The organism is Acinetobacter sp. NigerLNRRAM0016, from assembly GCF_054112845.1.
This window is the reverse complement of sequence record NZ_JBSYVT010000029.1, coordinates 22241-42125: the sequence shown is the minus strand read 5'-3', so window position 1 is coordinate 42125 and position 19885 is coordinate 22241. Positions and strand designations below refer to the sequence as shown.

Below are 19885 nucleotides of genomic sequence, written 5' to 3'. Positions count from 1 at the left end.
AATTATGATTTGGATCGAGTAAATAAAAAGATTGATAGCCAACCAAGCTTGGCGATGATGACCAGTAAGGCAATTGATGCCCTTGAAGCGCAAAACCAAGGGCAAGGCTATTTCTTAATGGTTGAGGGCGGACGTATTGATCATGCCTTACATGGCAATAATGCCAAACGTGCCTTACAAGAAGCCAAGGCTTTTAATGACGCTATCCAGACAGCTCTGCATCAGGTGGATCTCAGCAATACTTTAATTGTAGTGACCGCAGACCATGATCATGTCATGACCTTCAATGGTTATGCTGCACGTACAGGGCGCAGTACAGCAGACAATCCTGGGATTTTAGGTCTCAGCTATGATTACAACGTCGCAAAAGAGCAAAATGCCTACAGCAAAGTGCTGGCTGATGGTCAGATGCATAATCCTTATCGTGATGTGAATGGTGCTACAGGGACCACATTGGTGTTTGGCAATGGTACAGGCCAGCGTTTAGATATTCGAGAAAGCATCAGTAATGAGCAAGCTTTTGCGGATGACTATAAGCAAGAAGTGGGTGTACAGCTGGAGAAAAGCGAAACGCATGGGAGCGGTGATGTGATGTTATTTGCAGAAGGTCAAAATTCAAAAATATTTAAAGGGACACATGAAAATACCTGGGTCTTTGAACAGTTTAAAAAGGCGTTTGGATTCTAAATGAAAATAATGCTGCAAAAGTTACTTAAGCACCAAACGCTGTTTATAGGATTATCTTTGTATGCCCTGAGTTCATTGGCGTGGTCAGCAGATGAATATCGAATTGATTATCGTATTGAGCGGCTTGATAGTAATGGTGTGACCACGATTCAACAGTACAGCGATAAGATGATTCGCGACGAACATAATGTTTGGATTGAGCGTTTAAATACTCAAGAACATGCACATACTGAAGAAGGAGAGCATGCGCATCAAAGCTTTGATCATGCGATTCAATGGCTGCAAAAAGATAAGCCAAGTGAAATGAAAACCAAAGATGAGGCTTTTCAACGTTTCTATATCTTGCCTGATGAAAAAATGCGAGTGCATTTGCAGGATGTAGAGCAAGAAATGCTGGGCATGCGTAGTTGCTGGCGTTGCGAATATAGCTTAATTCAGCCTGACTTATTAAAGCACGTTCCACCTATTCAAAGTCATGCTGGAGTTCAGCATTATCAAATGCATCAAGTAGGTCAAACCTTAAATATCGTATGGAATGAAAAAGATCAGATTGTAGAACGCTATGAGTTACGACGTCCTGCGCAAGGTTATTCGAAGGTGTTTTCAGTACATAAAATGAAATCACCAATTTCAACTCCGTGGATACAGACTGAAAAATATAGTGAACGGGATTATTCCGATTTTAGTGATTAAAGCGGATTTAGCATTCTTTCTTATTGATGAGGTGTGAAAGATGATCCTGTTGAATCATCGTTAAAGAAGATGTGTTTTTGACTGCGTTACGAAGCAAAGAAGAGATGTTCAGTTAAAGCTAAGAAATAGTGGACTAAGATTGCGCTGCTTGTACTGTTAAGCCACTCCAACGCTTAAAGGCCCGACGGAAATTAGTGATGTCATTAATCTGCAAATATTGAGAAATCTGTTCAGTTTTAAAGCCGTGTACACGATATAAGTGTATGGCTGTGTGTAACCGGCTTTGATCCAGTTGTGCTTGGAAATGGGTTTGGTGTTTTTTCAGTTTACGTTTTAATGTCGCAGAACTCATTTGAAAATGTTCTGCTGTGTGTTCAAGTTGGATATTGTTTTGAATATTCTGCATCAGATATTGATGCACACTCAGTAAAAAGCTTTGTTGGAGATGCTGAGCACTCATATATTGCAAAGCCTGTTGATGACTGATGGTCGCAAGCGTTGCTGAGGCACCAGGCAATGGTTCATGAATAAAATGGCTGGGTAAGCTCATCATATTCATTGGACGGTTAAAGGTCAGGTCTCCGCCAAGGTGCGTCCAATATTGCTCAATATAGTCTGGCTCATTAAAGTTAAACTCAAAGGTCCAAGGTAACTTGTTTTGATACAACTGTCTGCTTAAGGCCTGTATTGCACTCATTGCACTTTCAATAAAAAAGCGATTTTCAATTTTGTTTTCGTCTAGCCAATAGAGATGGATCTGGTCTGAGCTATACATTATACGAGGACAGAGCCAGGGCGAAACTGAAGCAAAAAAAGTTAAATATCGATTTAATGCATCATCTAAACTGGATGAATAAAGCATGGCTTTAATTGCATCATTGAATGGAGTGGTTAAACTGCGCTGACCAAATAAGAAGCTGATATCCTGATTACGAAAGTACTGTTCAGCATTTTTGAGGATGTGCTGGAATTGTTGCTGATTTATCAGCTTATGACCAGAAAAAATATCTTCAATAAAAAGCCCACTACCACGAAGTAACACATGATGGTCAACTTCATGACTAGCTGCCAAATCAATCAATATTGATAGCTGATGATGGGCAGGAATAAAACAGTAGTCGCATTCAAAACTCATACGCTTACCCGTTGTACTGCATAATGATTTTTCAACTGCATGAGTTGTTGATTCAAAGCATTGAGTAATTGTTGTGGTTGATCATAGTGTTGAATTGAACAGGAGGTGGTTAATGCTTTTAGGGGAATATGGACAGACAAATCGCGATGATAATAGGCATTGGTTATGATCATACGTTCTAATTGATGGGCAATTTTTTCAGCTTGTTGTGCTGTGGTATTGGGCAATAATACGATAAAGCGATCCCCAGCAAAGCGGCAAAGTAAATCATGTGGACGCAAATTCAGGCTCAATAATTGAGAAATATACTGTAGGACAGAAGTACCCTCATCAAAGCCGTATAGCTGGTTAATTTGGTTGAAATTCTGCATATCGATCAAGAGCACGGCTACATCACTTTTAACGATGTCATCTTGTTCCATGATTGATTTAAGCTGAGACTTAAAATAGTTGGCATCAGCTAAGGGAGTAAGCGCATCGAATAAACGATGGTCCCTATAGACACGCTCACGCTTTTGCATCTGTTTGGATATGGCAAGCTCTTCTTGATGCCAGAAATAGATCCCTGTGGTCAGTAAACATAGACCAATCGGAAAGGGGATGGATTCTAGCCAGGCATCCCAAATGATTTCTTTGGGTAAGCGGATAAACTCATCCAAAGTATCCATCCACATATGGAAGAAAATAAAGCACAGTCCATAAAACATATAATGGGTGACTCGACCCAAAGGACGGCTTTTGACAATAAAAAAAATCCAGATTCCGATAAAAACAGTCGCGCCACCTTCGCCTAAAATATCAACCCAATTCCATTCATGAAGGGATTTGATCTGCCCTAAGCGAATAAATAGCCATAATGAGAGCGCACAGAACGTTGCTAACAATAAGAAAGGCTTGCGGTAATAAGCAAAATATTTCGGCATAACGTGTAGAGAAGGTCTATTTGGGCACAAGCTAAACAGGTTTAGATGACAGTTTAATGGCAAGTGTTAGAGTCAAAACAGATCAGGCTATTTTGAGCTTTTAATGATGAAAGTAAGGGAAAACCCTGTATTTACAGTGAATATGTACCTTTTAATTCGTCAAAGAATAGATTTAGACAGATCAAATCAGCTCATTTTGTGGCAAGAAATCCAGCAAAAGGTCCAAATGGAGAGGGAGGGAATCATTGCTGTCACATCCTGTTCATATTCACTTTTTATTGTGCGCTCAAACCATGCCACTTTGGCCTGAGGGGAAGAATACAATGAGCAATCTGAATAGCCGTTTAGACAGAAATAAACGTGCGGGCTTTCAGCTCAGCACACTGGTCTTGTCAATGTTAAGCCTGACACATGTTTATGCGCAGGAAGAAAATAATGTGGAATACGTGCAGGTCATTGGACAAGCCGCAAGTATGGATAAAGCACTAAAAGAACAAAAACGTGCGGACCAGATCAGCAGTGTGGTACATGCCGATGGGATTGGACAATTACCCGATGATAATGCGGCAGAAGCTTTACAACGTATTCCAGGGGTGTCTACCGAACGTGATCAAGGCGAGGGGCGTTTTGTTTCAGTGCGGGGCTTGGGGGCGGATCTCAATTCAGTCACCATCAATGGAACCCTCGTGCCTGCACCTGAAAGTGACCGTCGTGGTGTAGCACTGGATGTATTGCCATCTGAGTTGGTGCAATCGTTGGCTGTGGTCAAAACCCTGACTCCTGATATGGATGCTAATTCTTTAGGTGGGACCGTTCAGGTCGAAAGTTTATCGGCTTTTGATCATGATGGCTTGTTTTATACCGGTACAATTGAAGGCAGTTATGATGACAAACGGGAAAAATATAGCCCTAAAGCATCAGGTGCGATCAGTAACCGTTTTAGTGTAGGTGAGGGTCAGGATAACCTCGGGGTGGCATTGGCCCTGAGTTATCAAAATCGAAAGTTTGGTTCTGATAACGTTGAAACTGGTGGCGCATGGGATGGTCATGCGCTCGAAGAAACAGCAATGCGTCAATACGATATCGAGCGAGAGCGCATCGGTGCGGGGCTGAACTTTGATTACCGCCCCAATGATACGGGTGAATATTATTTAAGAACTTTATACAGCCGTTTTAAAGATACTGAATCGCGTCAGGAAGTCGCAGCTGAGTTTTCTGATCCACTGTTGGCTGGCCAAAGTGGTGATGCAGAAGTGACCCGCTCATTGAAGAACAGAGAGGAGACTCAAGAAATTCAGTCTTTTGTTTTAGGCGGTAAACAAGGGTTCGGTACCTGGACCGTTGAAGGGCAGTTGGGCTATAGCGAAGCATCAGAGGAAAATCCAGGCGGAATTTCTGGGGCAAAATACAAGGCAGAATTAAGTAATGTTGGTTTTAGCAGTACACAAAAACCAGTGATTACGGCAGATCAGGACTTTTACGATGCTGCGAACTATGAGTTGGACTCGATTTCTTGGGAACAATCCAAAACCACGGATAAAGAGTACAACGCAAAGCTAGATTTTCTCAAAGACTATATGTTGGGTAATTATGCCGCATCGTTTAAGTTTGGCGGCAAGATTAGTCAACGTGAAAAGACCAACAATACTGATGAGTGGGAGTACGAAGACTTGAGTACCTCAAGTTCGGACTTTAACTCCAATAGTGACTATGAACTCGGCCAGTTTGGTCCCAGCCTCAATGTAGATGCGATTAAAGCCAAAATTAGCGGTCTCAACGCCAGTGACTATGTCGTGGCAGATGGTTCAATCATTAACGATTTTAAGTCAAATGAAGACATTCAAGCCGCCTATTTGATGAATACGGTCGATTTCGACCAACTTCGCGTGATTGTCGGATTACGTTATGAGAACACCCAATTTAAAGCGCGTGGTTTTGAGTTTAATGATGATGTGATCACATCCACCCAATATGAAAATGACTATGATCATTGGTTGCCGAGTTTACATTTCCGTTATCAACTCGCAGACAATGCCTATCTTCGTGCTGCATGGACCAATAGTGTAGTACGACCGAACTTTGCACAAAGTGCACCAGGTGTATATATCGATGGTGATGAGGCTGAGTTTGGTAATCCAATGTTGAAGCCATTGGAGTCCTCGAACTTCGATTTAGGGGTTGAAAAGTATTTGGGTCAAGCCAGCATGGTCGGTTTTTATGCATTCTATAAAGATATCGATAACTTCATTTACAACACCAATATTGCTGGGACAGGGCAATGGGCTGACTTTGATGAAGCGATTACTTATAAAAATGGCAATCAGGCCAAACTGTATGGGATGGAATTTGCTTATTCACAGAAGTTTGACCACTTAGCAGCGCCATGGAATGGGATGTTATTGGGCTTTAATACGACTTTCAGTAAGTCTGAGGCTGATATCGATTCGATGAAAGATGGCGAGCTGCTGAGTCGTCGTATTCATCTGCCGAACCAGTCCGATGTGGTGGGTAATCTCATGCTGGGCTGGGAAAATGAACGCTTTGGCGTACGTCTTTCTGCAAACTATAAATCGAGCTATTTGTACGAATTGGGCGACATCGATGCGCCTGAAAAAGACATTTATACCGACGACCAAATCTTTCTCGATTTCAGTAGTCACCTGAATTTATCGAAAAACCTGCAGTTGAAGTTTGATGTGCAGAATATAACCGATGAAGTCTATTACAACTATTCCGGTTCTAAAGCCTATAACGCGCAATACGAAGAATATGGTCCAGCCTACAAGCTTGCACTGACCTATACCCATTTCTAAACCGAATTAAATATTAGTCCTGAGGTTTTCTCTACATGAGAAAACCCGAGGCGGTTTAACCCAATTTTGAGTATTTTTATGAATGTTTCATGTTTTAAGTTGTCGGTTTTAACCAGTTGCATCTGGCTACTGACCGCATGTAGTCAACACGCTATTTCTCCATCAACTCCGAATAGCCCAGCGCTTCAATCCTCAACACCTCAGCTGGATCAACCGCAAGCAGCAAAGCTGCAGTTACGTGAAGTCGACATCAATGATGCTAAAGCTGAAGATATGCAATGGTTAAGTTTGAGCACCTGGCCCCAAGTTGCTGGAGTGTTAACAAGTAAAAATAAAGGGTTGCAGTTTCTAGACGATGAACAAAATGTCTTGCATCAAATCCAGGGTCAGTTTGGACGTTTTGATTATCGCATTGGTGCAGAGCGTTTATTGATTGCTACCTTGAATTTGCAACAACAGCAAATTCAGCTCTTGAGTATGAACTTGCAGAACAAAAGCTGGGATAAATCGGTTTTTATTCCAAAACGTACCTTTAAGTCCGAGGATATCTGCTTATACACCGACCCACAAGGTTTAAGTTTTGCATTCTTGGTGGGCGAAGAGGGGATTGGTGAGCAATGGTTGGTTGCCAATCATGAAAAAGCACTTGAGCAACCCAAACTGGTCCGACGTTTAAGTTTTCCGCCCGCGAGTAGTGTCTGTAAAGTGAATGATGCTACGGCTGAATTATTCATTAACGAAGCGAATGTGGGGGTTTGGGCATATCCTGCGTATTCTGAAGCGGACATGGTACGCCAAGCTGTTGACCTCGTAGAACCTTTTGGTTCGATTCAAGGTACACCTTCTGCCATTGTGATTGTGGATGATCAGGTAGCGGTATTAGATGAAGAAAAAGCATTACTTTACCGTTATCAAAAGCAGGATAAGCACTGGAATGGATTAGCTCCCTTAGTGCTGGATACAGTAAAAGAAGCCGAAAGCCTGAGTATTCGTGGCAATGCTAGCGATAAAGCGCTGTTGATTTTAGATGATAAAACTGCCAAAACCACAGAGCTTGAATGGCCAACGCAGGCAACCCAGCGCACAACAAATATTGTCACGATCCCTGCAGAAGTCCAGACTGAGGGTGTCCCAAGCACAGGGGATGCTGCTGATGATCCTGCCATTTGGCATAATGCAGCACAGCCGAGCCAGTCCCGTATTCTAGCGACGGACAAACAAGGGGGCTTGCAGGTGAATGACTTACAGGGGAAAACGGTGCAGTACCTGCCTGTAGGCCGGTTGAACAATGTCGATGTCCGTCATGGTTTTAAGTGGGGTAATCAGACTGTTGATCTGGCGGTGGCATCGAACCGAGACCATAACAGTCTGCATGTCTTTGCGATCCAACCTAACACAGGCAAGGTTTCAGTACTTGGCGAGCTTCCAACAACGCTAGATGACATCTATGGCATCTGTATGTACCGCGATGCTCAAGGTGAAATCTATGCCATTCCGAACGATAAAAATGGCACGTTTATTCAGTATCACATTACCGCAACACAGCAGAAATTGCAGGCTCAAGAAGTCCAACGTTTTTCCGTGAAAACGCAACCTGAAGGTTGTGTAGTCGACGATGCCACTGGACGCATTTTCTTAGGTGAAGAAGATGTTGCAGTATGGGTTAAAGATCTTAATCCAAAGGCTCAGCTACCGATGCAGCAAGTACTTGCTGTGGGAGATGTCTTATATGACGACATTGAAGGCATGGGACTTTATCACGCAAAAGACAAAAGTTACCTAGTGGTATCTAGTCAAGGCAATGACAGTTTTGTGGTTGTGGATAGCAAAGCACCGTATACAGTTCGGGGCGCATTCCGAGTAGGGATTAACACTGAAAAAGGGATTGATGCCGTTTCAGAAACCGACGGTTTGGATGTGAGTTCTCAAGATTTTGGCGGTAAGTGGAAACAAGGCATGCTGGTGGTACAAGACGGACGCAAACGTATGCCAGAAAGCAACCAGAACTTTAAGTACGTTCCTTGGGAAAAAATAGCACAAGCCCTGCACTTGGACTAAATGCTAATTCAGTATATGGGCTGGTGTAGCAAAGCACAGCCCACTTTTATAAATACCTACGCTGCAGCAAGCAGCAATTAAAAAATTGGGGAGCGTTATGCAAGCAACAATGGATCAAATGTCAGTGTGGATGCTGATTAGTCATGCCAGTGTATTAGTCAAAATCGTGATGATGATTCTAGTCTTAGCTTCCATGGTGAGCTGGTATCTCATTGTACGCCACGGCATGTTACTGCGTGGACAAGAACAACTTTGGCACCGTTTTTTAAAGAACTTTAGACAGCAAAAAGATTTAAACCAGTTACAGCAGGAATACCAGCAGTCTGAACAGCACAAAGGGGTGGTCAGTATCTTTCAACATGGGGTTAATGAATATCATCAACTGATGAAAGATGAAAAGCTCACTACGGCTGATGTAATCGATGGTGTAGAACGTCGTTTACTCAGTAGCATCAGTGAAGAAGAAGAAAAGCTCCAGCAAAATCTGACTTTCCTTGCAACAGTAGGCTCTGTTAGTCCTTACATCGGCTTGTTTGGAACGGTTTGGGGCATTATGAATGCTTTTATTGGACTATCTGGTGTTGAGCAGGCGACTTTAAATACTGTTGCACCAGGCATTGCAGAAGCTTTGATTGCGACCGCAATAGGCCTATTTGCAGCCATTCCTGCTGTAGTGGCTTACAACCGGTTTTCGGCACGTGCTGACAAGTTATCTAGTCGCTATTACGGCTTTGCCAATGAGTTACAAACCAGAATTTACCGTTTGCTTGGACATACTGAGCGCAGTTCGCGTTAAGGGGTAAGAGTCATGATCAAGCGTCCTCAAAAGTTGAAACCCAATGCAGAGATGAATGTAGTCCCCTATATTGATGTCATGCTGGTGCTGTTGGTGATTTTTATGGTGACGGCACCGATGCTGACACAAGGGATTAAAATTGATTTACCTAAAGTCGATGCCGATGTCATGCCAGCGTCACAACAGCAGCGTATCGTGACTTTATCCATTCAGGCGAATGGCCAGTATTACTGGAATATTGGGTCAGAAGTGAATACAGAAAAAGTGACTGATCAAGCGATCGATTTAAGCAGTATGCAACAAAAATTAACTCCCATGATCAATAACGATCAAAGCCTACAGTTTTATGTTCGTGCAGATCAGAATGCTGACTATCAATTAGTTGCACAAGCCATCGCAGTCTTGCAAAAGAGTGGCGTGACCAACTTGGGCTTAATCACGGAGGAACCACAATCATGATGGCAATAGCATCAAAAATCAGGTTTCGTGATCAGGGGCTAGCATTAACAGTCACAGCAGGCTTACATATCGCAGTGATTGCTTGGTTAGGTACGGTTGAAATGCATGAAACATTCAAAGAGCCTCAACCTAAAACGATTCAATTACAATTTATTCAACTGCCACCACCAGTCCTAGAGCAGCCAAAAATAAAAAAGCCTGAAGCCGTGGTTGAGAAAAAATTTGCTGATCAGCCCCCTCAAAAAAAGCAGGTTGAGCAACCTAAAGAAATACAGCTGAAAACTGATAAAAAGTTTGTGGAATCCAAAAGTGAGAAAGTTGCACCTGTGGCCAATAAAAAACCACAGCAGGTATTAACTGAAAAACCAAGTACAACAACAGAAACTAAGAAAGTAGCAGAGACTGAACCAAAGTCAAACCTTGCAACGCAGTCTATGAATGACAAGCCGACAACATCTAAAGCACAATCCAGCGAAACTGCGACTTTTGATGTTAAAAACTATCAACCGGTTTCCAAAATTGCACCTGCATATCCTGAATCAGCTTTAGATCGAAAGATCGAAGGGGACTGTACAGTTGTTTATAGCGTGAATGAAAAAGGAAGAGTTGAAAATCCAAAAGCACAAGGTGATTGTCATCCGATGTTTGTACGTCCTTCAATACAGGCTGCACTTAATTTTAAGTATCAGCCGAGATTAGTCGATGGCAAACCGACGAGTGTGCTGAATGTTAAAAATACATTCCAATATCGAATTTCATGAAATATAAGTAAATATGAAGAATAAAAAACATCTTCAAATTGCGTATTTAACAGAAAATTAAACTTGGTACACAATTTGCTATAAAAGGGAATTAGATTTAAAGCGATTTCTATAGTGAAAACTCCTTTTCAGGCAAAGCGGGTAGGTTTTTTACTTCTCGATGGATTTTCAATGATTGCATTTTCAAATGCCATTGAAGTTTTTCGTATGGCAAATTACGTTGAAAAAAAACATTTATATCAATGGAATGTAACGGGTCTAGAGGGGCATCATACTTGTGCCAGTAATGGTTTACAGATACAACATACCTGTCAAATGCTACATCTTCTTTCAATGGATATTGTATTTGTGTGTGGTGGTTTTCAGCTCTTTAAATTGAACAATCTGACGCATAAAACATTCTTAAAGCGTTTGGATCAAGCCAATATTGCTCTAGGTGGAATTTGTACTGGGGCATATGTATTGGCGAGTGCTGGTTTACTTGATGGTTATCAGGCCAGTTTGCATTGGGAGAATTCTTTGGCAGCACAAGAGGAATTTCCTCAGGTCTGTTTTAATTCGTATATTTTTAGTCTGGATCGGATGAGGTATACCTGCTCGGGTGGACTTGCATCTATTGATATGTGTTCACAGCTTGTAGAGCAGCATTACGGTGCCAGATTGGCTAAAAGAATTTGTGAACAATTTATTGTGCATCATTTACGTGAAAATACTGATATTCAACATCAACCTATCCCAAATCAGGGAAATAGTATTCAGCCAGCAGTCAAAGAAGCTCTCCGTTTAATGGAAAATAACATTAATGAACCTTTAAATATCTTAGAAATTTGTCAGTTGATTCATAGCAGAACACGAACATTGGAAAGGTTGTTTCAAATGCATTTTAGTTGTTCACCCAAAGAGTATTATTCGAAGGTGCGCTTAACCCACGCGCAGAACTTATTGAAACAGTCTAGCATGAGCGTGTCGAATGTAGCATTGGCTTGTGGCTTTGCCAATGCATCAAGTTTTAATAAAGCTTATAAAAATCTTTTTGGATATTCGCCAAAAAATGAACGTGGCGTTTTGGAGCTAGCCTCTTGATTTGTCGTATTCTGACAACTTTTTAGCGTTTTTTGAAAATAAACACTCTAAAAAAATACCTAAGCTTAATTCATACCAACACTTACCCCCCAAAGGTATCCACTATGAATATCCAAGCGAAGGTTCACCAAGACTCGTTACCTGCACTTTTAACAATTGAAAATGGTGAAAAGGTACAATCAACATTCTCAAAAGAAGAATATGAAAACCGTCATAGAAAATTACGTCAAATGATGACGGATCAACAAGTTGATTCAGTTTTATTCAGCTCTATGCATAACATCAACTATTACGTTGATTTCCTGTATTGCTCATTTGGTCGCTTTTTCGGTGTAGTAGTTACAGATCAAAAGATGGTGAGTATTTCTGCCAATATTGATGGTGGTCAACCTTGGCGTCGTACAGTAGGTGACTACAATGTGGTCTATACCGATTGGCAGCGTGATAACTATTTCCGTGCTGTTGCACAAGAAATTCCTAACAAAGGTCGTGTAGGAGTTGAGTTTGATCATCTGCCGATTGAGCGATTAAACAAGCTGAAAGCATTCTTGCCAAATGTTGAATTTGTCGATATTAGTGCCGCTTGTATGAAGCTGCGTATGGTGAAATCTCTAGAAGAAATTGCGCACATTAAACATGGTGCAGCAGTATGTGATATTGGCGGTTTTGCCTTAACAGTGGCTGTCAAAGAAGGAGTGCACGAGCACGAAGTCGCGTTGGCATCGACACAAGCGATGGTGCGTGAAATTGCTAAACGTTTCCCGCATTCAGAATTAATGGATACTTGGACTTGGTTCCAATCAGGCATTAACACTGATGGGGCACACAACCCTGTGACTACTCGTCAAGTGCAAAAAGGCGATATTTTAAGTCTGAACTGCTTTTCAATGATCGCGGGTTATTACACTGCACTTGAACGGACTCAGTTCTTTGATCATTGTGATGATGCTTCGTTAAAAATTTGGCAAGCCAATGTCAAAGTGCATGAGGCAGGTTTGAAACTGATTCAACCTGGTGCGCGGTGCTGTGATATTGCTAATGAATTAAATGAAATTTACCGTGAAGAAGGTTTGCTTCAATACCGTACTTTTGGTTATGGGCATTCATTCGGCGTACTTTCCCACTACTATGGTCGTGAAGCAGGTTTAGAGCTTCGAGAAGATATCGATACCGTGATTGAACCTGGAATGGTGATTTCAATGGAGCCTATGCTTATGTTGCCACAAGGTATGGCAGGTGCGGGCGGTTATCGTGAACACGACATTTTGGTGGTGACTGAATCTGGCACTGAAAATATCACAAAATTCCCTTATGGACCTGAGCACAACATTATCAAGGCATAAGTCACAAGGCATCCCAAATCGGGATGCCTTTTTGGGTGGAGAAAATAATATGAATGAAAAAGCTAAATCTGATCAAAACACTTTAAAACGTGTTGCCACTGCGAGTTTTATTGGTAACTTTGTCGAATGGTTTGATTATGCGGCTTATGGTTTTTTAGCCACTGTGATTGCTTTGGTTTTCTTTCCAAGCAGTGATCCTATAGTTGCATTAATGTCAACCTATGCCATCTTTGCATTGTCCTTTATTGTTCGGCCTTTTGGTGGAATTTTCTGGGGATATATTGGTGATAAATACGGGCGAAAATATGCACTGTCTTGGTCAATTATGATTATGACGTTGGCAACTATGTGTATTGCGCTCTTACCAAATTATGCTTCTATTGGAATATTTGCACCGCTTTTATTGCTTTTCTTTCGGATGATTCAAGGTTTTTCTGCTTCAGGTGAATATGCTGGTGCATCAAATTTTTTAGCTGAATACGCACCTAAAAATAAAAAGGGCTTATATACCAGCTTAGTGCCGGCCAGTACAGCGGCAGGTTTATTGTTAGGTTCATTAATGTCAGCTGCGATGTTTGCATGGATGTCAGAAGCATTCTTATATGAATACGGCTGGAGAATACCATTCTTATTGGCTGCACCACTGGGTTTAATAGGTCGTTTCATTCGTCTCAAACTTGAAGATACCCCCGAATTTGTGGTCCATCAAAAAACAAGTCAGAAAGAAACTTTCCCGATTAAAGCATTATTTACAGAATACCGTCAGCCATTATTTAAAGCGTTTGCAATAGCATCGTTAAATGCTACTGCCTTCTACTTAATTTTTAGCTACATGCCAAATTATTTGTCAACTGAGTTGGGGGTAAATAAAACCGAATCTTTTATTTCTGGGGCTATTTCTTTAGCATTTTACATCGGCATTGTATTTATGATGGGTAAATATTCTGACCGTATTGGCCGTAATAAAATGTTAGCTATGGCATGTATAGGCTTTATAATTTTAACTTTCCCATTGTTCTATTTCTTATCTGGTACATCATTTATTGGCATGATCATCATTCAATTGGTTTTCTGTAGCCTACTTGCGATGAATGATGGCAGTTTGCCTGCATACCTCACCGAACTTTTCCCTGTGCATGTGCGTTATACCGGTTTTGCATTTAGTTTTAATACAGCGAATGCATTGCTGGGCGGTACGATTCCACTATTTGCAACATGGTTGATTCACAGTACAGGTAGTACTTTAGCACCAGCCTTTATTTTAATTGTGATTGCCTTATTTAGCATGAGCGTATTGGTTCAGAGCAATAAAGCGAAACTTGTCACGGTCTAATCCTCTTGGATGAGACCTTTGTAAACTCGTTGTAGGGAACAAAAGTATGAATACACAATCACAATGGTTTGGTGCTTTATTGGTAATTATGGGGGCAATAGGTTGGGGGACTTTAGGCATTGCCAGTACCCAATTGGCAAATGCAGGCGTGAGTAATAGTTCAGTAACAGGATTACGGATTGTCGGTACATTTATTTGTTTATTGGCTTTTTTACCTTTTCTTTATAAGGTTCTACGAACACTGCAATTTCAAGATATTCCTAAATTGGTCATTCAATCATTACTAGGTATGCTTGGAATGACTTTCTGTTATTTTAATGCTGTACAACATGTTGGACCAGCTATAGCAGTAGCATTGCTTTATACCGCTCCTATTTGGAGTGTGGTACTTTCTTTTATTTTTTTGAAAGAGCAAATAAAGTTAAAGTCAATTATGCTTACTTTTGTGGCTGTGAGTGGTGTTGCATGTATGATGCTTGGTGATAATCAACTCAATATGACGGGGGTGCTATTTGGTTTAGCCTCGGGCATTTGTTATGCTGCTTATGGGGTGATTGGTAAAGATATTATTGATCACTATAGCCCGACTTTTTTACTGTTCAGTTCAATGATGGTCAGTGCGCTTGCGATTTTTCCCTTTATTCACTTCCAAGAAATTGAAAGTCTGGTCTCGAATTTAGACTTCAATATTGTGATTGCCTGTATCTTATTAGTTGTGTTTGGCACGTTATTACCTTTTGCTTTATATACCTATGGACTGAAGTATTTAAAAGCATCGCAAGCTTCTATTTATACTATTTTTGAACCATTGACAGCAGTCATTCTTGCCAGCCTGTTCGCCAATGTACAGCTTTCCAATGCGCAGATATTTGGGATAATGTTGATTATTAGCGTGTCATTGCTCAATGTGATTCTGGGTAAAACCAATCTTAATCATGAAAAAATATACTCAACCAATTGATTTTAAAATCAATATCTTCTAGATAGTTTTGGTTATGTTAAGCAAATATTTAAAAGCAGACATTTTCACTAACTATTGTAATTCAAATTACAATCTGGTTAGTAGACTGGTCAATTTCTGTAAATTTATCTAGGACAGTAATTCTCACATTCATCTCATTAACCTGACTTGAAAAAATCTTTTTTGACTATTTATCGTTTACTAATTTGACGCATTACTTCTTGGTTTTAGCCTAACTACTGTGATAATAGCCGGACCAGTTTTCTATTATCCTACCTAAATGTTTAACTGTTCAAAGCAGCACGTTTCTATTTAGCGAGTGAGTAAACGTATCATCATAAGGCTCCTTGTTTTTTTAGGAAGAATATTATGGCTGCTCTGAATAAGTATTTTTGTTTAAGTTTTAGTTAAAAAACCAACATTTTGTTGAATCCGTGATTGAATCATCTCTAGGGTAGATGCTCGAATTTGATTGGGATAAAGGCACTGCGCAATCTGGCTAAACTGCAGAGCAATTTCTCGCATGGCCAAGATGATCTCATCGACTTCTAGAGCGGTCAGATTGGCTTCTGAAGTCCCGAGTTTATGTATGTCATTTCGGGAAATATTGAGCGCTTCGCCCATAATGTCCATTTGATGATAACCACCTGGACCCTCACAGAAGGTCACGTCATAGGCTGGAGCCAATTTCCATTGACCATTTTGTGTCATGAGAAAAGAAAAGTTCTTGGTATGGTCATCCCGATTATTGAAAAGTACATTAAACACAGCACGTTTAAAAGCATGCATCCTTTCTCGCACATCTTGCGTACACATTAAGGTTGCCCGAAGAAAATTGCGATAGTCTAGGCTACCTGGAACTTTATAGTCTGCTCCAGTATATGCAGCCAAACTCTGCATTGGAATCCGCATACCATTTTGACGGTCGAATCGTTTAGAAGCAAAAGCCGTTAAACCATTGGGCAAATTAAAAAAATGGGTGTCTGGAGTCTCGATTTCGCAAAGACGTAAACATTCAGCATAGACGGCTTCAATGGCGCAGACTTCAGGATGCTCTTGCTGAGCTGGGAATTTTATTAGCCAGGCTTCGTGTTGATCAGTAACTTGCGTTGAAAACTCTAGGCTAACAGGATCTCGGTAAACCAATGCTTTGGGTCTGGCACCTTGAGGGGAGCCACCCATGACCAATAAATGCTGTAGAAATTCACCACCTTCACCTTTAAGTACTTCTTGAACTTCTTGTGCCAATTGCGGAAGGGGAATATTGTCTAAAGCTTGCATGTCAGTAACACAAGGCTCAAAGGAGAGGGCACCCATTGCATGGGAGCTAATATAGGTCAGCCGTTCCAAAGGTCCAATTCGTGCCGGATTCAGTCCAATTTTTCGAAAATATCGATCCATCAACAACATGCCCCAACCATCTGGCAAAGCATCATAGACTGGACCGGGCAATCCCATTTGATGACCAGGAAAACCCTGTCTGAATGGTAGACCTTTTAGAGGGAGTAAGTAAGAAGAGAGCTCTACACCTCGCTGTATTGCTTCTGAACTATACTCAAAAGCAATGATGGGTCTACCAGTTGTGGCAGTTGAACTAATTAGTGTTCCCCATAACCAAGATTCCCCCCAACCGTTGTAATAAACATTAAGTCTATTGAGCATTAACCTTTCCTCTTAATACGGTGGCGCTTACTTTGACTTTCATAGCGTAGAATGTCATTTACACTGTTGAGTTGTGGTTGGAACAGCTCTTGAAGTTCATGTAATCTGCCCAAGACCATCGCAATTCGTACTAAGTTTTCAACAGATACATTTCGCCCCGCTTCAAGGTTCGAAACAGTATTTACACCGACACCTGCACGTGCTGCAACCTCAGCTTGAGACAGCTCCAGAAAGAGTCGTTGCTTACGTAAACGCTCACCTAAAAGAGTCACAACTTCTTCGGGTTTAGTGAAATATAAATCCATTAAATTGGGTCTTAAGAATGAATAATTTAATTAAATCACAAAATAATGGAATTAATCTATAGCTATAGTGTGGTTAAGGTGGGCTTCGTTGCACAGCACATCGGAAGGGTAGGTATGGTCCTTGGGTATCGGTTACAGAAAATCATCAGGGTGTACTTTGACTGATTGTTGATAGGGAGATTTCAGTATTTTCATTTTTCCTACTAGGTCACATGACTTAGAAAGGGTTCTTCGAAAATTAGTTCATACTTTAAAAATCCTATAAATATTGAGGATATTTTCTTAATGCTTTTAATATAGCATGCGGCGATATGTAACTCGTACGGGGCTTAATCTGTCTTTCAGTGTAAATTTTTTGGGTGTGAGAGGGGTAGAGAATTGTGTTTGTTGGTTTATTTGGGAAATTAATCAGTGGATTGAAGCAAAGATGGTGGTTCGTTAAGGATTGTGGGCTCCGACTACCTAAATTTTAGGTATTTTGAATAAAGCATATTTCAAAAATCTGAATTAATGGATCTAAATTGCCATAAAAACCTTCAATATTAGCTTGAATCCATTGTTGTTGAGAGTCAATGCGAGACCAATCAATACCATAACTACAATGAGCAATCAGATGCTCAAAGAAAATCCGCTGTGTACGTCCATTACCTTCACGGAATGGGTGTTTGACATTAAGCTCACAATACAAGTCGGCAAGTTGAGGAATTAGTTGTTGTGGTGCTAAGCCTTGAAAGTACTTTTTTTCTTGAAGTGGTTTAAGTAATTTATTGGTTTCAATTTCAATACGGGAAAAATTACAAAAACGGGTGTCACCTTTGGAAATATCGATTTGTCTTAACTTTCCTGCCCAGTCGTATAAGTCGCCAAAAAGCTGCGCATGAATTGATTTTAAGTATTGTAAGTCGTAAGGTGGTTCAGCATATTCAATTAAGTTACTTGCCAATCCAGACAGTTCTAGTTCAGCTTGTTCTAAAATTTGTTCATCACGAATATTGAGTTTGTTCTTTAGGATATTTGTGTCAGGGTAACAATACAGGCTGTCACCCATTTCCCCATATTTATCCATACATGCACCTGACTAAGATTCGGGTTGCGAATACTTGTTATATTTTTTCAAGATTTCAGCTTTACTTTGTTGAGTTGTTTGAGCTGTCGTTGTAATGCCTTCAAGCTTTAGGCTGGCTTGATAGTTTTGCGCACGTGTCGCTTGAATATATTTTTTTTTCTGTTCAGTGGTTCTGAGCATTTCGAAACTCCATTGATGCTACACGTGAAGTAAGTATAGCAGAGAATCTTTTTGATCAATGCTGCATACACAGCATTTCAAAATGTAATACAACGGTATTGTTTCATGTAATAACAGAAAACTAAAAAAAAGTGGAAGAATTTTTAAAATTTAGATCACATTTAATAACACTAAATCTAAAAAAATTGATCGGATAAGTCCTTTGAATGTCATGTATACCTAAATTTGACAGTTTGAAGGGATCGGTATGTACATTTTTAACAAGGTTAAAGATCGACCATAAACGTGATAAACGGCAGAGGATTATTGAAAAATGAATAGATTTAAAAGTACTGTTACAAATAGAGATTTGAGACGATGATTTTCCCTTTAAAAGGTACTTAAAGCCCGAAAACTCTATTCACTAGATACACCTCACCCTGAGGCTGACCATAATAAAATGATGAAGCTTGTCCTTTACGTAGTGCACGCATGACTTCAATGCCTTTAATTATGGCATAAGCTGTCTTCATCGATTTGAATCCTAAGGTCACCCTGATGATCCGCTTGAGCTAGCCATGATCACATTCGATTACATTATTTTTGTATTTTATCTGCTTATGCTCAAGATCAGGTGGACATTTTCCTTCCCATTTTAAATGTGATAAAGCACGCCCATATTAGTCATTTTGGACTTCAAGGTGTCTATAAAATTAGAGCTGGAAAGGGGGAATCTCTAATTAGATGACGAACTTTACTCAAAAAAAAAAGAAATTTAATCTGAAAAAAATGTCATTCGCTGACATTAAAAGAAATTCCTAGGCCATTCGCTGGAACCAAGTGCCATTTAGAGTGATTTAAGTGCCATTAAGCTCCACTTATTTGACAAATTAAGCCATAATCATTCCATTCCGAGGCAACTAACATGCAAAAACAGGGCATATGCAGGCAACTCTGTGCCATTCTCTGCCATTTTTTATTTTAAAATTAAAAGAATTTTAGAAGAATTTAATTGATCTAGTAGTTTTAAAAAATAATTAACAAATAGTCATCAAGATTTTATGATTTAAATCAAAATTTGATAAAATTAACTGATTAAAAATTCAATAATAATCCTTATTAATCTCTGTGATGTAATGAATTTGTTATATTTTATTACATTGAATTTAAAATTAAAAAACAAAATACTTGTTTTTATTTATTTTAAATTATTTATATTAAAAATTGCAATTATTTAACCATAAAATTTAAGATTGGTTTGAAACATACACAGAGCGTGCTTGTAACTGTCGGTAGATTTTCTTGTAACTGTCGTCTAAAAAATCAACAAATAACATGTAACTGTCGATAGAATTTCTTGTAACTGTCATCCAAAAAAGTCAACAAATAACATGTAACTGTCGTTTTTCATTTCTGTAACACTACATAAAATAGGTCTGAAACATACACTTTTTTGCTCTGATTTGATGTTGTAACAGTAATCTTAGCTCTTTTTTCTTTATTTCGGTCCAATTTGTCACATCCAATTCATAGATTTTCCTTCATTTGCAGATAGAACAGCTAATTTTATGCTTAAGAGTAAGAAATATTTTAAAAGGATGATTTGTTCTAGCTTCATTTAAAAACTGTAGTGTTGTTAGATGAAGTT

General features: G+C 39.9%; 17 protein-coding genes and 1 pseudogene. 11 read left to right on the top strand and 7 right to left on the bottom strand.

The window, feature by feature from the left end; genetic code table 11:
• Together ACWQ4X_RS15170 and ACWQ4X_RS15165 are read left to right on the top strand one after the other, a co-directional pair.
• Window positions 1–687, top strand: a 687-nt coding sequence (locus ACWQ4X_RS15170; protein WP_457904193.1) for an alkaline phosphatase, incomplete at its 5' end; no start/stop codon positions are given.
• The gene (locus ACWQ4X_RS15165; RefSeq protein WP_457904192.1) at window positions 688–1380 is read left to right on the top strand and encodes a hypothetical protein; all 693 of its coding nucleotides are present in this window, start codon (window positions 688–690) and stop codon (window positions 1378–1380) included.
• 133 nt (window positions 1381–1513) lie between these two features.
• On the opposite strand, the gene ACWQ4X_RS15160 is transcribed toward ACWQ4X_RS15165, so the two are convergent.
• Both ACWQ4X_RS15160 and ACWQ4X_RS15155 read right to left on the bottom strand, forming a co-directional pair.
• Entirely contained in the window at window positions 1514–2515 is a 1002-nt protein-coding gene (locus tag ACWQ4X_RS15160; protein WP_457904191.1) for an AraC family transcriptional regulator ligand-binding domain-containing protein, read from the bottom strand.
• Entirely contained in the window at window positions 2512–3438 is a 927-nt protein-coding gene (locus tag ACWQ4X_RS15155) for a diguanylate cyclase domain-containing protein (RefSeq protein WP_457904190.1), read from the bottom strand. The genes ACWQ4X_RS15160 and ACWQ4X_RS15155 overlap by 4 nt, the downstream gene beginning before the upstream one ends.
• A 323-nt stretch (window positions 3439–3761) precedes the next feature.
• Here ACWQ4X_RS15155 and ACWQ4X_RS15150 point away from each other — a divergent pair, with 323 nt between their 5' ends.
• From ACWQ4X_RS15150 to ACWQ4X_RS15110, 9 genes are all read left to right on the top strand, one after another.
• On the top strand, window positions 3762–6251 hold the full coding sequence (locus ACWQ4X_RS15150; protein ID WP_457904189.1) for a TonB-dependent receptor: 2490 nt from the start codon (window positions 3762–3764) through the stop codon (window positions 6249–6251).
• A gap of 78 nt (window positions 6252–6329) precedes the next feature.
• Window positions 6330–8309 (top strand): phytase, encoded by a 1980-nt coding sequence (locus tag ACWQ4X_RS15145; protein ID WP_457904188.1) that lies wholly within the window; start codon window positions 6330–6332, stop codon window positions 8307–8309.
• Between the two features lie 97 nt (window positions 8310–8406).
• Complete coding sequence (gene tolQ / locus ACWQ4X_RS15140) at window positions 8407–9105, top strand: protein TolQ (protein WP_303275645.1); 699 nt, start codon at window positions 8407–8409, stop codon at window positions 9103–9105.
• A 12-nt stretch (window positions 9106–9117) separates the two neighbouring features.
• The gene (tolR, locus tag ACWQ4X_RS15135; protein ID WP_016165511.1) at window positions 9118–9564 is read left to right on the top strand and encodes a protein TolR; all 447 of its coding nucleotides are present in this window, start codon (window positions 9118–9120) and stop codon (window positions 9562–9564) included.
• The gene (locus tag ACWQ4X_RS15130; protein WP_457904187.1) at window positions 9561–10325 is read left to right on the top strand and encodes an energy transducer TonB; all 765 of its coding nucleotides are present in this window, start codon (window positions 9561–9563) and stop codon (window positions 10323–10325) included. Before tolR ends, ACWQ4X_RS15130 begins: the two co-directional genes overlap by 4 nt.
• A gap of 114 nt (window positions 10326–10439) precedes the next feature.
• A complete protein-coding gene (locus ACWQ4X_RS15125) occupies window positions 10440–11408 on the top strand; it encodes a GlxA family transcriptional regulator (RefSeq protein WP_026441255.1) in 969 nt (322 codons plus the stop codon).
• A gap of 104 nt (window positions 11409–11512) precedes the next feature.
• Window positions 11513–12751 carry a M24 family metallopeptidase gene (locus ACWQ4X_RS15120; RefSeq protein WP_457904186.1) on the top strand — a complete coding sequence of 413 codons (1239 nt, stop codon included), beginning with the start codon at window positions 11513–11515 and terminating at the stop codon, window positions 12749–12751.
• Window positions 12752–12800: 49 nt separating this feature from the next.
• Window positions 12801–14084, top strand: coding sequence for an MFS transporter (locus tag ACWQ4X_RS15115; protein ID WP_457904185.1), 1284 nt, complete (start codon window positions 12801–12803; stop codon window positions 14082–14084).
• Between the two features lie 46 nt (window positions 14085–14130).
• The gene (locus ACWQ4X_RS15110) at window positions 14131–15045 is read left to right on the top strand and encodes a DMT family transporter (protein WP_457904184.1); all 915 of its coding nucleotides are present in this window, start codon (window positions 14131–14133) and stop codon (window positions 15043–15045) included.
• Between the two features lie 396 nt (window positions 15046–15441).
• Here the strand turns inward: ACWQ4X_RS15110 and ACWQ4X_RS15105 are convergent, their stop codons facing one another.
• The 5 genes and pseudogenes from ACWQ4X_RS15105 to ACWQ4X_RS15085 all read right to left on the bottom strand — a co-directional run.
• Complete coding sequence (locus tag ACWQ4X_RS15105) at window positions 15442–16707, bottom strand: type II toxin-antitoxin system HipA family toxin (RefSeq protein ID WP_457904183.1); 1266 nt, start codon at window positions 16705–16707, stop codon at window positions 15442–15444.
• Window positions 16707–17012, bottom strand: a complete 306-nt coding sequence (locus tag ACWQ4X_RS15100; protein ID WP_016165522.1) for a helix-turn-helix domain-containing protein — start codon at window positions 17010–17012, stop codon at window positions 16707–16709. The genes ACWQ4X_RS15105 and ACWQ4X_RS15100 overlap by 1 nt, the downstream gene beginning before the upstream one ends.
• A 469-nt stretch (window positions 17013–17481) precedes the next feature.
• The gene (locus tag ACWQ4X_RS15095; RefSeq protein ID WP_457904182.1) at window positions 17482–18078 is read right to left on the bottom strand and encodes a putative adenosine monophosphate-protein transferase Fic; all 597 of its coding nucleotides are present in this window, start codon (window positions 18076–18078) and stop codon (window positions 17482–17484) included.
• A gap of 12 nt (window positions 18079–18090) precedes the next feature.
• Window positions 18091–18258, bottom strand: a complete 168-nt coding sequence (locus tag ACWQ4X_RS15090; RefSeq protein ID WP_457904181.1) for a YhfG family protein — start codon at window positions 18256–18258, stop codon at window positions 18091–18093.
• A gap of 380 nt (window positions 18259–18638) precedes the next feature.
• Window positions 18639–18917 (bottom strand): annotated as a pseudogene (locus tag ACWQ4X_RS15085) (DDE-type integrase/transposase/recombinase); the annotation flags it as partial.
• Between the last annotated feature and the right edge of the window lie 968 nt (window positions 18918–19885).

What these genes read in the sequence shown, in the direction of transcription:
- ACWQ4X_RS15105 (WP_457904183.1), bottom strand. Translation starts at nt 16,707, where the DNA reads ATGCTCAATAGACTTAATGTTTATTACAACGGTTGGGGGGAATCTTGG.
- ACWQ4X_RS15160 (WP_457904191.1), bottom strand. Translation starts at nt 2,515, where the DNA reads ATGAGTTTTGAATGCGACTACTGTTTTATTCCTGCCCATCATCAGCTA.
- ACWQ4X_RS15120 (WP_457904186.1), top strand. Translation starts at nt 11,513, where the DNA reads ATGAATATCCAAGCGAAGGTTCACCAAGACTCGTTACCTGCACTTTTA.
- ACWQ4X_RS15115 (WP_457904185.1), top strand. Translation starts at nt 12,801, where the DNA reads ATGAATGAAAAAGCTAAATCTGATCAAAACACTTTAAAACGTGTTGCC.
- ACWQ4X_RS15155 (WP_457904190.1), bottom strand. Translation starts at nt 3,438, where the DNA reads ATGCCGAAATATTTTGCTTATTACCGCAAGCCTTTCTTATTGTTAGCA.
- ACWQ4X_RS15130 (WP_457904187.1), top strand. Translation starts at nt 9,561, where the DNA reads ATGATGGCAATAGCATCAAAAATCAGGTTTCGTGATCAGGGGCTAGCA.
- ACWQ4X_RS15150 (WP_457904189.1), top strand. Translation starts at nt 3,762, where the DNA reads ATGAGCAATCTGAATAGCCGTTTAGACAGAAATAAACGTGCGGGCTTT.
- ACWQ4X_RS15145 (WP_457904188.1), top strand. Translation starts at nt 6,330, where the DNA reads ATGAATGTTTCATGTTTTAAGTTGTCGGTTTTAACCAGTTGCATCTGG.
- ACWQ4X_RS15095 (WP_457904182.1), bottom strand. Translation starts at nt 18,078, where the DNA reads ATGGATAAATATGGGGAAATGGGTGACAGCCTGTATTGTTACCCTGAC.
- ACWQ4X_RS15100 (WP_016165522.1), bottom strand. Translation starts at nt 17,012, where the DNA reads ATGGATTTATATTTCACTAAACCCGAAGAAGTTGTGACTCTTTTAGGT.
- ACWQ4X_RS15090 (WP_457904181.1), bottom strand. Translation starts at nt 18,258, where the DNA reads ATGCTCAGAACCACTGAACAGAAAAAAAAATATATTCAAGCGACACGT.
- ACWQ4X_RS15110 (WP_457904184.1), top strand. Translation starts at nt 14,131, where the DNA reads ATGAATACACAATCACAATGGTTTGGTGCTTTATTGGTAATTATGGGG.
- ACWQ4X_RS15165 (WP_457904192.1), top strand. Translation starts at nt 688, where the DNA reads ATGAAAATAATGCTGCAAAAGTTACTTAAGCACCAAACGCTGTTTATA.
- tolR (WP_016165511.1), top strand. Translation starts at nt 9,118, where the DNA reads ATGATCAAGCGTCCTCAAAAGTTGAAACCCAATGCAGAGATGAATGTA.
- tolQ (WP_303275645.1), top strand. Translation starts at nt 8,407, where the DNA reads ATGCAAGCAACAATGGATCAAATGTCAGTGTGGATGCTGATTAGTCAT.